The 13,307-nt window shown below is 68.1% G+C and carries 13 protein-coding genes; 6 read left to right on the top strand and 7 right to left on the bottom strand.

Going from position 1 to position 13,307, the window contains the following annotated elements; all coding sequences use genetic code 11:
- Positions 1–93: 93 nt before the first annotated feature.
- Complete coding sequence (locus tag ABN034_RS14880; RefSeq protein WP_349691597.1) at positions 94–990, bottom strand: LysR family transcriptional regulator; 897 nt, start codon at positions 988–990, stop codon at positions 94–96.
- A 92-nt stretch (positions 991–1,082) separates the two neighbouring features.
- On the opposite strand from ABN034_RS14880, the gene ABN034_RS14875 reads away from it, so the two are divergent.
- Together ABN034_RS14875 and ABN034_RS14870 are read left to right on the top strand one after the other, a co-directional pair.
- Positions 1,083–1,241 (top strand): hypothetical protein, encoded by a 159-nt coding sequence (locus ABN034_RS14875; protein ID WP_349691596.1) that lies wholly within the window; start codon positions 1,083–1,085, stop codon positions 1,239–1,241.
- Between the two features lie 5 nt (positions 1,242–1,246).
- Positions 1,247–2,356 (top strand): LLM class flavin-dependent oxidoreductase, encoded by a 1,110-nt coding sequence (locus ABN034_RS14870; protein ID WP_349691595.1) that lies wholly within the window; start codon positions 1,247–1,249, stop codon positions 2,354–2,356.
- Here the strand turns inward: ABN034_RS14870 and ABN034_RS14865 are convergent.
- Positions 2,325–3,155, bottom strand: coding sequence for a phytanoyl-CoA dioxygenase family protein (locus ABN034_RS14865; RefSeq protein WP_349691594.1), 831 nt, complete (start codon positions 3,153–3,155; stop codon positions 2,325–2,327). The genes ABN034_RS14870 and ABN034_RS14865 overlap by 32 nt on opposite strands.
- Before the next feature lie 178 nt (positions 3,156–3,333).
- A complete protein-coding gene (locus ABN034_RS14860; RefSeq protein WP_349691593.1) occupies positions 3,334–4,500 on the bottom strand; it encodes a glycoside hydrolase family 53 protein in 1,167 nt (388 codons plus the stop codon).
- Positions 4,501–4,714: 214 nt separating this feature from the next.
- Here ABN034_RS14860 and ABN034_RS14855 point away from each other — a divergent pair, with 214 nt between their 5' ends.
- The gene (locus ABN034_RS14855) at positions 4,715–5,782 is read left to right on the top strand and encodes a LacI family DNA-binding transcriptional regulator (RefSeq protein WP_349691592.1); all 1,068 of its coding nucleotides are present in this window, start codon (positions 4,715–4,717) and stop codon (positions 5,780–5,782) included.
- Positions 5,783–5,864: 82 nt separating this feature from the next.
- Here ABN034_RS14855 and ABN034_RS14850 read toward each other — a convergent pair whose 3' ends face one another.
- The 4 genes from ABN034_RS14850 to ABN034_RS14835 all read right to left on the bottom strand — a co-directional run bounded on the left by ABN034_RS14850 (position 5,865) and on the right by ABN034_RS14835 (position 10,170).
- Positions 5,865–6,395, bottom strand: a complete 531-nt coding sequence (locus ABN034_RS14850; RefSeq protein WP_349691591.1) for a hypothetical protein — start codon at positions 6,393–6,395, stop codon at positions 5,865–5,867.
- A 272-nt stretch (positions 6,396–6,667) separates the two neighbouring features.
- Positions 6,668–7,567, bottom strand: a complete 900-nt coding sequence (locus ABN034_RS14845) for a carbohydrate ABC transporter permease (RefSeq protein WP_349691590.1) — start codon at positions 7,565–7,567, stop codon at positions 6,668–6,670.
- Positions 7,564–8,559 carry a carbohydrate ABC transporter permease gene (locus tag ABN034_RS14840; RefSeq protein ID WP_349691589.1) on the bottom strand — a complete coding sequence of 332 codons (996 nt, stop codon included), beginning with the start codon at positions 8,557–8,559 and terminating at the stop codon, positions 7,564–7,566. The genes ABN034_RS14845 and ABN034_RS14840 overlap by 4 nt, the downstream gene beginning before the upstream one ends.
- A gap of 39 nt (positions 8,560–8,598) precedes the next feature.
- Positions 8,599–10,170 (bottom strand): ABC transporter substrate-binding protein, encoded by a 1,572-nt coding sequence (locus ABN034_RS14835; protein ID WP_349691588.1) that lies wholly within the window; start codon positions 10,168–10,170, stop codon positions 8,599–8,601.
- 263 nt (positions 10,171–10,433) lie between these two features.
- Between ABN034_RS14835 and ABN034_RS14830 the strand changes: the two genes are divergently transcribed.
- Genes ABN034_RS14830 through dgoD form a run of 3 tightly spaced genes read left to right on the top strand, consistent with a single transcriptional unit; the run spans position 10,434 to position 13,280 of the window.
- Positions 10,434–11,156 (top strand): FadR/GntR family transcriptional regulator, encoded by a 723-nt coding sequence (locus ABN034_RS14830; protein ID WP_349691587.1) that lies wholly within the window; start codon positions 10,434–10,436, stop codon positions 11,154–11,156.
- Positions 11,157–11,160: 4 nt separating this feature from the next.
- On the top strand, positions 11,161–12,117 hold the full coding sequence (locus ABN034_RS14825; RefSeq protein WP_349691586.1) for an SDR family NAD(P)-dependent oxidoreductase: 957 nt from the start codon (positions 11,161–11,163) through the stop codon (positions 12,115–12,117).
- Positions 12,117–13,280 (top strand): galactonate dehydratase, encoded by a 1,164-nt coding sequence (dgoD, locus tag ABN034_RS14820; protein WP_349691585.1) that lies wholly within the window; start codon positions 12,117–12,119, stop codon positions 13,278–13,280. The genes ABN034_RS14825 and dgoD overlap by 1 nt, the downstream gene beginning before the upstream one ends.
- Positions 13,281–13,307 lie beyond the last annotated feature (27 nt).

The raw sequence follows: 13,307 nt of genomic DNA, 5'->3' as shown, positions 1-13,307 counted from the left end.
CGAGCTCCGCGGCGATCCCCTCGACGATCGCCGGACCGTCTGCACCGTGCGGGTGGCGCAGGCAGTCCTGGCTCGGTCCGAGGCTGTCGCCAGTCAGGTGCCGGTCGCAACTTCGCTGGTGAGTGCGGTGGCGAAAGGTTCGATGATCGAGTCGTTGACGGGATGCCACATGAGGGCGAGTTCGAGGCGGGGTGCCGCCAGGAGCGGGACGGCGGTGACGGTACGCGGAAGCGGTGGCAAGGGACCCGGAAGGATCGCGATGCCGGCACCGGCACCAGCGAGCGCGGCGGCCGAGGGTGCGTCCCAGGCGTCGTAGATGCGGACCGGCCAGCGGGCAAGGCTGAGACGCTCTCGTGCGAGCCACCCGTCCAACAGGTTCCGAAGCCCGGGCCCTTCCTGCTCCGGATAGAGCACGAGGTGTTCACCGGCAAGGTCGGAGGGTTCGACGGCATCCGACCTCGCTGCCGAGTGCCGCCTGGGGACCACGGCGTGGAGGGTGTCCCGCGACAGGACGGCGGATCGTAGTCCGACCGGATTGGCCGTAGCGGAGGACGGGCGCACCACACCGGCGTCGACCCGGTGGTCGTGAAGGGCCTCGAGCTGGCGGATGGTGGGTGCCGCCTGCAGCTCGACGTCGACCTTCCGCCGCCGTGCCACAGCCAGCAGGCGTGCCACCCAACCGAAGGTCGCGGACTGGACGTATCCGATCCGGATCGTCCCACCCTGTCCGTCGAGGAGCGCCCGCACCTGTCGCGTAGCGCGATCGGCGGTCCCGACGACGGTCCGGGCATGCTCGGCGATGATCCGGCCGGCGGCAGAAGGAGCGATCGGACGGGCGGAACGGTCGAGGAGCTGACAGTCCAGCTCCGCCTCGAGGCGCTGGATCCGGCGAGTGAGCGTCGACTGCGGAATCCGGAGGCTGGTCGCCGCCATTCCGAGGTGCCCGTGCTCCACGACCGCGACGAAACCGCGCAGGTTCTCGATCTCCATTCGTGTCCCTCCGATGCTGGAAGTGCATCGGATTCCACCACATCATGCACAATGTTCGACAGCCGAGTAGCGGCCTGCGAACGTTCAGCGCCATGACAACCGAGCCCTCGCGCGTCGCGGACGAGTTCCGCGTGCCCTTCTGCATCGGCGTACCCCCGGACCTCTATGCCCAGCCGGCCGTGGACTTCGACGGGTTGCTCGAACCGTTCGCCACGCGTGTCGGCCCACCGCTGGACTTCGTGAGCGCGTGATATCGGTGCCGACGTTCGGGATCCTGCACGACTTCCGGCAGCCTCTCCCGCACAGGCAGACCACGGCCGCCTACCTCGCCGAGTGCCTGGAAGAAGTGGCCGAGGCGGATCGACTCGGCTTCGACGCTGTCTGGATGTCAGAGCATCACCTCACCCCGGACGGACTCCTTCCGTCACCGCTGGTGATGGCCGGCGCCATCGCGGCACGGACGACGAAGATCCAGATCGGAACCAACATCCTCGTCCTCCCGCTGCATCATCCGCTCCGCGTCGCGGAGGATGCCGCCGTCGTCGATCTGATCTCGGGCGGTCGGTTGGTCCTGGGGGTCGGGCAAGGCTACGCAGAACACGAGTTCGCCGCGTTCGGCGTCAACCGTCGCTTTCGACCGTCCCTGCTCGAGGAGGGCCTGGAGGTGGTCCGGCAGGCCCTCACCGACGGGCGCGTACGCATGCGGGGCAGGCGTTGGTCGCTCGACGACGTTCCGATCACGCCGAGCCCGCGGCGCCCTGTGCCCATCCTCGTCGGCGGAGTGAGCCAGCGAGCGCTCGCACGGGCCGTCCGCCTCGGCGACGGCGTTCTCCTCTACTGCGGGACTCCCCGCGATCTGCGGGCCCGGTGTCGTGTCCTCGACCAGGTGCTGGGCGAGAGCGATCCGACCAGCACTCCGGAGGGGACTCGACGCGGGGCTCGGCGGCGCCTCGCCCGCGTGTGCACCGGGATACTCCACGTGGCAGAGGATGCCGAGCAGGCCTGGGCAGAGGCCGGAGCGGGAATCGCCTACATGGAGCGCAGCATCGCCTCCGACGCCACGCCGGACGCCGGGACCGACCTCTGGTCGACGACGTCGCTCGACCCATCGGACTATCTGGTCGGCGCCCCCGAACAGGTGGCCGACAGGCTGGCCGACCTTCATGCGGAGACGGGCTTCGACCACTTCGCCCACTGGGTACGTCTCCCCGGGATCTCCCATACCCGCGCGATGGAGTCCCTTCACCTCATCAACTCAAGGCTCCTCCCCGCGGTACGCGAACGGATCACGCGACGTCAGGCATCGACGGGTCGGGTCCCGCCGCCGGCGACGCCTACTCGGCGTCCTCCGGGCAGTGCTCCTTGAGCCAACCACGCAGGGGCACGTCCTCGTCGGTCGGCGAGTAGTAGCCGTTCGCATTGACACCGGCACCAAGCAACTGCTGGCGGATCGGGCCGCTCGTCGGCCACAGGTCCTGGACGGTCATGTCGTCCTTCGTACGGATCCACCGGAAGCCGTAGCCGTAGAAGAGCACCTTGCGGGTGACGTCGGACCAGTTCGGGCTGGCCGCGTGCCACATCCGCCGGTCGAAGAACACGGCGGTCCCTGGCTTGGCCAGAACGGGAACCGCGCCCGCGGGCTGGCCCTGCCCATCGGGGATGTCCATGTCGTCGTGCTTGTGGCTGCCCGGGATCACCCAGAAGTTGCCGCGACCCTCGGCGCTGGTGTCGGAAAGGAAGTACGCCACCTTGATCGACAGGCGCGGACGTGGATGGGAGTCGATGTCCCGGTTGACCCGGCCAGAGTCCTGGTGCCATCCGAACGTCTTGTCCGTGCGAGCCTGCCCCGACGGCGGCGTCACGATGAGGTGGGCGTGGTAGAGCGAGATGTTCCAGCCGAGAATCCCCCACACCTTGGGCAGGATCGGCGCATAGTCGACGAGGTCGGTGAACGCCGGGTCCTCCGGAATGAAGTTCGGGTAGAACATCGCCTTGTCCGCGGGCTCGCCGGCCGCGAGATGATCCGCGTGCAGGCGGTCGGCTGCCGCGGTGAGCTGTTCGACCTGCTGCGGGCTCAGCGCGTCCTCGATCTGCAACAGGCCATGTTCGTCGAAGGTCTGCCGTTCCTCATCCGTAAGCCGGTGCTTCAGGCACGACGGATCCATGTCAGTTCTCTCCTTGAGGCGTTGCGGCTTGGGGCATGGACCTCGACCGGCTCCTTCGACAGACGACATCCTCATCCAAGATGCGGAATCATTGTTCGCCTGTACGGAAAGTAGTCGGACACCGAAACAGCGTCAAGGAGACGGCCGGCGCAGGACACCCGTCGCCCGGTGCCGGCACTCAGGCAACGCCAGCGGGCCTGAACGCCCGCAGGGACGGCAGCGCCTGTCCGGAGAAGTCCCACATGGTGAGGTTGTCGTTCGGCGTGCCAGCTCCTGGTTCCCAGCCCACTCCCGGGAGCCATCCCGGTTCCCAGTCGAAGAAGCCAAGGCGGTGACCACCTGGCACACCCAGCAGGATCTCGCGCAGCGCGTCGAAGAACGCGGCCTGCCCTTGCGGCGTGGCGGGGTAGGTGTCCTCGTCCGGCAGAGGCTCGGCAGATGGGTAGAAGTTCGGTAGGTCGTCGCCGTTGTCCGCGGTCCACGGGTAGGCGGTCTCGACGACCACGATGTCCTTGTCGTAGCGGGGGGCGAGATCGCCCAGGTTTGCCTGGAGGTCGGCGAGCGATCCGTGCCAGATCGGGTAGTACGACTCGCCGATCAGGTCGAAGGGCACCTCGAACTCGAGCATGTGGTCGAAGAACCACACCGAGCCGCCGTTGTCGCCTCCACGGTCGATGTGCAGCATGATCTTCGGCTGTCGGACACGGTGCGCACCCTGCCGCGCGCCGGTGGCTCCCGCCTTGAGCAGGGTGGTGAACGCCTCCCACTGCTGCGGTCGCCCGTCGGTCGGATACAGCTCCCCGATGGGATGGAGCATGCCGGAGGTGACCTCGTTGCCGATCTGCACCATGTCGACCGGTGAACCCTGCGCCGCGAACGCCGCGACCGCATGGGCGGTGTAACGCCGGACCGTGTCAGCAAGCGTGGGCAGATCCTGTCCCTGCCAAGCCTCGGGGGTCGGCTGCTTTCCCGGGTCGGCCCAGAAGTCGGAGTAGTGCAGGTTGAGCAGGATCTTCAGATCCGCCCGATGGGCGCGTCGCCCAAGCTCCAGCGCCGAGTCCAGGGTGCTGTAACCGGCTGGCGGGTTCGTCCACACCCGCAACCGGACGTGCGTCGCGCCCTGGCCCTCGAGGATCTTCTCGATCGGACGCACCTTCCCCCGCGGGTCGCGAAGCTGGTTGCCGATCGCCTCCTCCTGCAGGGTGAACCCGATGTCGGCGCCGCGCACGCTCAGCGCACGTCCCATTCCTCCATGGGCATGGGCCACTGGCACTCCGAGTGCACCGACAGCAGGGGCGGTGACCGCCGAGGCAAGCAGGAACCGCCGTGAAAACAACGCCCGCATGGTCACACCTCATCCTCATCCGGACCAGGAATCTGTGAGCGGTCACACTAACTGTCCGCAGAGTCGCGAGGCAGCTCTTCACGCAACCGGCGGCCAAAGTGGCCACCACTGGCGGAGCTTCGCGGGAATTGACAGGAAGGACGCAGGCCGGCGACCCTGTGATCGCTCACAGACCGCGGATACCGACCGTCCATCCTTCCCACTGGAGACCTCCGTGACCGGACCCGACCTTCGGCGCGGCCCGAACGAGGCGTTGGGCGCCGCGGGCCCCACGCCGACGCACCGCAGGATGCCGACGATCGACGACGTGGCGAAGCTTGCCGGGGTCTCCAGGGGCACCGTGTCGCGGGTACTCAACGGCGGGCATTACGTGAGTCCGGGCGCGCTCGCCGCGGTCCAGCGGGCGGTCCGCGACTCCGGCTACATGGTCAACGCCAGCGCTCGGAGCCTCGTGACCAAGCGGTCGAACGCGGTCGCCTTCGTACTCTCCGAACCGCAGGAGCGGCTGTTCACCGATCCGAACTTCAGCGTCCTGCTCCCGGCGTGCACCCAGGCACTCGCCGAGGAGGGCCTCAGCCTCATCCTCATGGTCGCGGCCGACGAGGAGGAGCGGAACCGCGTCCTCCACTATGTCCACAGCCGCCATGTCGACGGAGTCCTGCTGGTCTCCACCCACGGCGGCGACCCGGTCTTCGGCGCACTCCAGCGGAGTCAGATCCCGGCCGTGGCCTGTGGCCGTCCGCTCGACCATGAGGTGACGATTCCCTTCGTCTCAGCCGACGACCGGGAAGGCGGCCGGCAGATGACCCGCTACCTCCGTGAACGCGGGCACCAGCACATCGCCATCATCGGCGGCCCACAGGACACCGCTGGCGGCTACGACCGGCTCCAGGGTTACCGCGACATCCTCGGGCGCAGGGCGCTGAAACGGTTGACGGTCTGCGCTCCCGACTTCGGCTACGAGGCCGGCAAGCGCGCGATGCGTGAGCTGATCGGTGCCAATCCGGACATCGACGCGGTGTTCGCGGCGTCCGACCTGCTTGCCTCGGGCGCCCTCACGACCCTGCGGCGGTCGGGTCGCCGGGTGCCAGACGACGTGGCGGTCGGCGGGTTCGACGACTCGAGCATCGCGGCCACTTCGGATCCGCCGTTGACGACGATCCGGCAGCCGCTGGAACAGGTGGCGAAGGAGATGGTCGAGGTCCTTCTCGCACTCATCCGCCACGAGCCTGCGTCGTCACGGGTCCTGCCGACGCAACTGGTCGTACGATCCTCGGCATGAGTGGCCGCCGACGAGCGGCGATGCCGACGGAGCCGTCGGGGCCTACCGCGACCATGCTCGCCGGGTGGCAGCTGGCCCGGAGCTACTTCTTCGTCCGGTGTCCGAAGCCGAGCCGTTCACGCAGACCGCCGGCCTCCTCGCCCGCGGTCCGCTGCCTCGGCGGACCCTCGGCGGCGGGCCTGTCTGCGCCCGCTTCCCCGGTGTCGCCTCTCTCCGCCCCTTCACCGGTGCCACGGCCCGTGTCCGCGCCGGCGGCGCCAGCCGTGCCGGATGCGGCCTCGAGCCGTTCGCGCTCGGCGCGTTCTTTCTCGAGCTCACCGGAGAGCTTCTCCTCCCGCTCCCGGAACTCCTTCGCCTCGCGACGCCTGCCCCGGAGTTCGCGACGCCGCGTCCGCTGCCTGGCGAGGCTGCGGACCATGATCCCGAGCCCGATCAGCCCCACCGCACCCACGACGACACCGAACAGGAACAGCCAGCCGGTGTAAGCGCCCACGGAAAAGCCAAAGATGGTGAAATCGCCGGTCATCGCTGCCGCGGAACCGAGATTCGTCACGACACCGACCACCGCGACGATGGCAGCAACGACGAGAAGAACCAAACCGATGACGAACATGGCTTCGCCTCCACACGTACGGGAAAACCCTTTACCCGTAGGCCTGCTGCAAGCGAGGCAACGGATGCCAGTGCCACCGTGTCACGTCGCCGCGGACCTACGGCGCGTCTAGAAGTCAACGCCGCAGCGCAGGTGAGCGTCAAGGCGTGTCAGTCCCTAATGAGGTCCCGACATTTCCTGCCAGCCAACAACCGATGATTTTTCGTTATTTGGTGGGCTTTGCGGCATCGGCGCCATGTCGCGGCTCCCTCGATCCTCTCGACACTCCTACGTCAACCGCGCACGGCGCCGGCGACTCCTTCGACGAAGTAGCGCTGCAGGAGTAGGAAGATGACGACGATGGGCAGCAGGCTGATCGTCGACGCCGCCGCCATTCCCGACCAGTCGGTCATGTTCTCCCCCTGGAACGAATAGACGCCGACGGCGAGGGTCCGCAGCTCCGGCCTGGCCAGTGTGAGGACAAGCGGGATGAGGAAGCTGTTCCAGACCCGCATCAGCGACAGGATGATGGCGGTGGCGATCGCCGGCTTGGCGAGCGGAAGCATGACCTGCCAGAAGATCCGGAAGAATCCCGCGCCGTCGATCCGTGCGGCCTCCTCCAGCTCCTTCGGCAGCTGGCGGAAGTAGCCGGCGAAAAGGAAGACCATGATGACGTGGGCGCCGCCGGACTCAGCCAGGATGATTCCCCAGATCGAGCCGGACAGTCCGAGCCGGTTGATCAGCTCGAACACCGGGATGATGGTGTAGCCCTCCGGCAGGAACAGCGTCGCGACGAATGCGATGACCAGGACCTTCTTGCCAGGAAAGCTGTAGCGGCCGAGTACGTAGCCGATCATCGCCGTCGTCACGGTCACGATGGCGATGGAGGCGACCGTGATGACGACCGTGTTCCAGAAGTACGGCCCGATGTTGGCTTCGTACCACGCCCGCGTGTAGTTGTCCCACTGGATCTCCTCCGGGATCAGGCCGACGGTCCCGAAGATCTCGTTGTCGGTCTTCAGCGAGGCGCTGACCATCCACAGGAACGGATAGATCCAGACCAGGCACACCGGCAGGAGGACGAGGGTGACGACGACCTCGCGGACGTAGCCCCGTCGTCTCCGTCGTGGTGATGTCGGCCCCGGCTCGGGCGCGTCGAGCGCACGGGTCGCGACCTGCGGGACAGCGGTCACCGGCGCCCACTCCTCAACTCGCGTTGGGTCGCCGCTGCCCGGCGCAGCCCCCATGCCTGGGCGAGCGTGAGCGCAAGGACCGTGAGGCCGAAGAAGACCGCGACCGCCGACGCGTATCCCAGGCGGGGTTGGTGTTCCGCGGCGAACGCCAGGCGGAAGATGTAGACCTCGACGAGCTCGGTCGAGAACGCCGGCCCACCTCCGGTCATCGCCTGCACCAGCGGGAAGGTCTGTAACGCACCGACGAATCCGATCAGTGTGATGATGATCGCGAACGGCATGATCAGCGGAATGGTGATGTGCCGATGGACCTTCGACCGCGAGGCACCGTCGACCTGGGCGGCTTCGTACAACTCCGGTGGCACGGTCTGCAACGCGACCAACCAGTAGATCATCGAGATCCCCATCCACTTCCAGACATAGACACCCGCGACCGCCCACAACGACAGGTCCGGGTCACCGAGGAAGTCGACGGGAGCGTCGATGAGCCCGAGCGTCAACAGGGCGGCGTTGAGCGGACCGTCGAACGGATTCAGCACGAGCGACATGACGATGCCGACGATGGCCGTCGTCGTCACGACCGGCAGGAAGAACATCGTCCGGAACACCGCCCGCATCCGCAGCGACTGGTCGTTGAGCAACAGCGCGGCGAAGAGCGCGAGGATGATCGTGCCGGGAACCGTCACCGCCGCGAACGCGAAGGTCCGGCCGAACGCCTGCCAGAAGTAGGGATCCCGAACCGCCTCGACGTAGTTGGCGAAGCCGACCCATTCCCGGTCCGAGTCCAGACCTGACCAGTCGAGGAAGGAGATGTACCACGACGCGACCAGCGGATAGAACGTGAAGAGCAGGGCAAGCAGCAGGGTCGGCGCCATGAACAGGTAGCACCAGCGCGCCGCCCAGATGCGTTCGCGCAGCGTTCCAGCGTGCGGACCGTCACTTCGATCGGGCCCGAGCCGACCGAGCCGCGGGCTCTGGCCGAGTGCCGCCAACGTCAACCTCCGCTTTCGCTGCCGCCTGGCCTCCCCGCGTCAGCGCGCCTGGTAGTCCGCCGACGTGTAGTCCTTGAACGGATCCCAGTTGGGGAATGCCCAGTCGTCGGTGGAGACCTTCGCGCCCTTCTTCACCGCTGCGGCGATCGCCTGGTCCCGCGTACGCATTGCCCTGTCCTTGAGGTCGCGCAAGGCCTTCTTGACGTCGGGTGTCTTGCCGACCAGCGCCGACTGGATGATCTGACCGAAGTCCGGCGACAGCGGCTTGAGCTCGCGGTTGACGAGCTCGATGTCGGGGTTGCCGACCAGCAGGTTGGGCGCGGCGACCATGCCCGCTGCCAGCTTCTGGCACATCGTGGCCTCTCGGCTGAGACCGGACTCGATGGCCCTGTTCGCCTCTTCGAGAATGGGTGGGTTTCCCACACCGACGATCTTGCCCCACGCCGTCTGACCGGCCATGCTCGTGACGTAGGACAGGACGTCGCCCGCGACCTCCTTGACCTTGCTCTTCGAGAAGACGACCACGCCGTCGGTCCCGGTGAGGGCGTAGCCCTGCGGTTTCGGATCCGAGCCGTCCATCGGCACCTCGGCGACGCCGAACTCGAAGTCGGGTTCCTGCGTGTTCCACGCCACGGTGACCCACGGCCCCGCGAAAACCGTTCCGGCGTTGCCCCGTACCACCCGCGGCCATGACTCGGGCGCGGTCAGCGTGGCCGATCCGGGGAAGATGCTGCCGTCACTCTGCAGTGCCATCAGGAGCTCGATCGCCCCGGCGATCTCGTCGGCGTCGTAGATGTACTCCCCCGTCTTCGGGTCGAAGTCACCGACCGCCGCGAGCCCTGCCGAAACCGCCAGGTAGCGCACGATGCCGGTCAGGCGGGGCGGCTGCCCGATCTCGAGGACGAGTCCGTACGCACGACCCCTGCCATTCTTGGTGATCTTCTTGGCCGCGTCTCTGTAGTCGTCCCACGTGAGCGGTTTGGCCTGGGGGTCGTACCCAGCGTCGCCCATGAGCTCGGTGCTGTAGTGGAGCGCCGAGATGTAGCGGCGGTCGCTCGCGAGCGGCACGGAGTAGAGCTTGTCGTCGAAGACCTGGACGCCTTCGACGAAGGTGCCTTCGGGAAAGGACGCCTTCCAGGCGTCGAAGTCCGGGATCAGGTCGTCGACCGGCGACACCCAGCCCTCGGCCACCGCCTGGGTCAGCGGAATCGTCGGCGGAAGCTGCAGCACGTCGTGTGCGGTGCCGTTGCGGATACCGAGAGGGGCGACCTCCTCGATCCGGTTCCAGGGAAGTCCGTCGTAGGTGCACTCGATGTTGGAGTGCTTCTCCTGGTAGGCGGTGAAGAACTCCTCCCAGAAGGGAGCCTTGGTGTCGTTGGAGTCCATCAACCGGAACTGCACGTCGTCCTTCGGCAAGGCGACCTTCGAATCCGGAATCTTCATTCCCGCCTCGGGCACGCCACCATCGCCAGAGCCGGCGCCGCCGCCTCCAGCGTCACCACACCCCGCCAGAGCGCCGACCGCGGCTCCCGCCACGATGCCGCCAGTTCCCGCCAGCAGTCGGCGCCGGCTCAGTCCTGCAGTGGTGGACGTGAACGAACCCCTCGCCATCCGGCTTCCCTTCTCACACCAGGAATCAGGTCTCACCAGGGCTCAGTCGGACTTCAGACCGGCTCGGCTTTCGGCACAGGTGGTCCAGAAGTGGTAAGAGGTTAGACGACTGGACTTCGCACGGTCAACGGAATGGAAGGTCAGTCCACAGTGGTCTGCGCATTTGTAGGATGGGCTGAGCCATAGCATCGCGATCGGGCGGTCGCCGCGGTTGACGCGTCGGCAGTGCCCGGGACGGTGCTCGAAGCGAGGAGGGCCAGCGGATGTGGCAACCTGTTGCACAACAAGGCAGCCTTTCTGAACGCATCGTCGCCCAGGTCGAACTGCTGCTGCGCGACGAGCGACTCAAGGTCGGCGACCGGTTACCCCCCGAACGCGAGATGGCCCAACTGCTCGGAGTGAGTCGGCCCTCACTGCGCGAGGCGGTCCGGATCCTGCAGGCCCGCGGCCGGCTCGTGGTCAAGCATGGCCAGGGCGTGTTCGTGGCCGAGCCCCAGTCCGGCAAGGATCTGCGGGCCGCGCTCCACCGTGCAGAGGTCAACCTCCACGAACTCTTCGCCATGCGGGAGGTCCTCGAGGTTCCGGCGGCGAGCTGGGCCGCGGAGCGGATCACGCCCGAAGAGCTCAGCGACCTGCGGACCACCCTCGACGAGCTGGACGCGGCTTTCGGCGAGGAGACACCGGACTTCGAACGTCTCGCCAACCTCGACGCGGCGTTTCATCTCGGCATTGCGCGCTCGGCGGGCAACCAGTTCCTGCAGCAGACCAGCAACGTCCTCCACGACATCCTGCTGTCGGGCATGGAGACCACGCTGCTCATTCCCGGCCGACGGGAGAAGTCACGGCGCGAACATCAGAAGATTCTCGAATCCCTGACGACCGGCAACGCGACAGCGGCCGGGCGCGCGGCACGGGCACACGTCCGCAGTGCTCGTGGGGCCGCACTGGCCCGGATGGCCACCGACCAGGCCCGCGCCGAGTCCTGACGACGTGGGCCCACCGGACCAGCCGGACCAGCCGGACCAGCCGGGCGAGGGAGCCGGCCGTCCGTCCGCGGATCTCGACCTCGCCGGGCGGCGCGCCGTGGTCACCGGCGCGGGCATCGGCATCGGCCGGGCGACCGCGCGACTGTTCGCTCTGCGTGGCGCCCGCGTGTGGGCCGTCGACGTCTCGCCCGAGGTGATGCGCCTCTCCGACGATCTCCCCGAACCGGTCCGCGCGCGGATCGAGCCTCGCATCGTCGACCTCGCTGACAGCACCGAAGTCGACCGGCTCGCCCGTGACATCGCCGACCGGGCGCCGTACGACGCCGTCGACACACTCGTCAACTGCGCCGCGGCGTATCCCCCGGGCGGTCTGCTCGACAGCCAGGACGCTGACTGGGTGCGTGTCCTGGCTGTCAACGTGGTGGCCGCGTCGGCGCTCTGTCGGGCGATGGCGCGGCGCCTCATCGACCTCGGGCGTACGAACGACCCTCGTCGTACGGCGTCGATCGTCAACGTCGGAAGCGTCCAGGAAGGGTTGCCCCTGCCCGGCCACGCGGCCTATGTCGCGTCCAAGGGGGCGCTCACCGCGCTGACGTACGCACTGGCCGTCGAACTCGGTGACCATCAGATCAGGGTCAACGAGGTCGCGCCCGGCGTGGTGGACAGCCCGTCGGCACGAACGAAGCTGGGTGGCACGGGCTGGGCGGACGGCCCTCCGCCTCCCAGCCTGCTCGGGCGTTCCGGCACCGTCGACGAAGTAGCCGACGCGATCGCCTACCTCGCCTCCGACGCCGCGTCGTTCATCACCGGCGCGGTACTCGCGGTCGACGGTGGTCGCCGGCTGAGCCGACGGCGGGACATACAGGTCGAGAAGGTGCTTCCCACCGATCCCCGCACGGCGACGGCACCCGTGTCCACCCGGCACGTCGTGTCTCCCGGCGCGACCGCTTCGGAGACCTGATGCGCGTCACCGAGGTCCGGCCGTTCTGCGTACCACCGCGGTGGATCTTCGTACGGCTCACGACCGACGACGGCGGCGTCGGATGGGGGGAGGCGATCGTCCCCAAACGCCGGAACGCCGTGCTCGGCGCGCTGGCCGACCTCGCCGCGAACCTCGACGGCGCCGATGCCAACCGAATCGAGGAACTCTGGCACCGCATGCGCCGCGGCGGGTTCTTCCGCGGCGGGCCGGTGCTCGCGACCGCGACCGCGGCCGTCGAGCAGGCACTGTGGGACGTCAAGGCACGCCGGCTCGGCGTTCCCGTCCACGAGCTCCTCGGCGGCCGCGTCCGCGACCACATCCCGGTGTACGCATGGATCGGCGGCGACCGGCCGCGCGACGTCGTGGAGGGTGCGAGGTCGCGGCTGGAGCAGGGCTTTCGGGTCGTGAAGCTGAACGCCACCGAGGAGCTGGACCATGTGGCGAGCACGGCGGACGTCGATGCCGTGGTCGCCCGCGTGGCGGCGCTGCGGGACACGTTCGGCGACCAACTCGACATCGCGCTCGACTTCCACGGTCGGGTACACCGGGCGATGGCCCGCCCCCTGCTGCTCGAGCTCGAACAGTTCCGGGTGCTCTGGGTCGAGGAACCGCTCGCGCCGGGCCACGAGGACCTGCTGCCCGACCTCGCGCGGGTGGCGGGCCGCACCAGGATCGCCACCGGTGAACGGCTGCTGTCCCGGTGGGACTTCCGCAAGCTCCTCGACATCGGCGGTGTCGACATCCTGCAGGCGGACGTGTCACTCACCGGACTCTTCGAGCTGGAGAAGATCTGCCGGATGGCGGAGGCGTACGACCTGCCGGTGGTACCGCACTGCCCCAACGGGCCCGTCTCGTTGGCGGCCTCCCTCCAGGTGGCGAGCGCCTGTCTCAACGTACCGATGCACGAGCAGAGCCTCGGACTCCACTACCACCGCGACGCGGCCGGGAGGCCGGCCGGTGAGCTCGGTGACTATCTCGTCGACGCAAGCGCGCTGACCCCCGTCAACGGTGCCTTGACAGTGCCGGCGGCACCGGGGCTCGGGATCGAGCTCGACGCCGATCTCGTGCGTACGCGGGAAAACGACTGGCGGGTCGCTGATCCCGACTGGCGCCATCCCGACGGCCGCATCGCCGAGTGGTGACCGGCGGAGCTCCGCCGCAGCCGTCCG

Source organism: Actinopolymorpha sp. B11F2 (assembly GCF_040195635.1).
Lineage (GTDB): Bacteria > Actinomycetota > Actinomycetes > Propionibacteriales > Actinopolymorphaceae > Thermasporomyces.
This window is presented reverse-complemented; position numbering and strand designations above follow the sequence as displayed.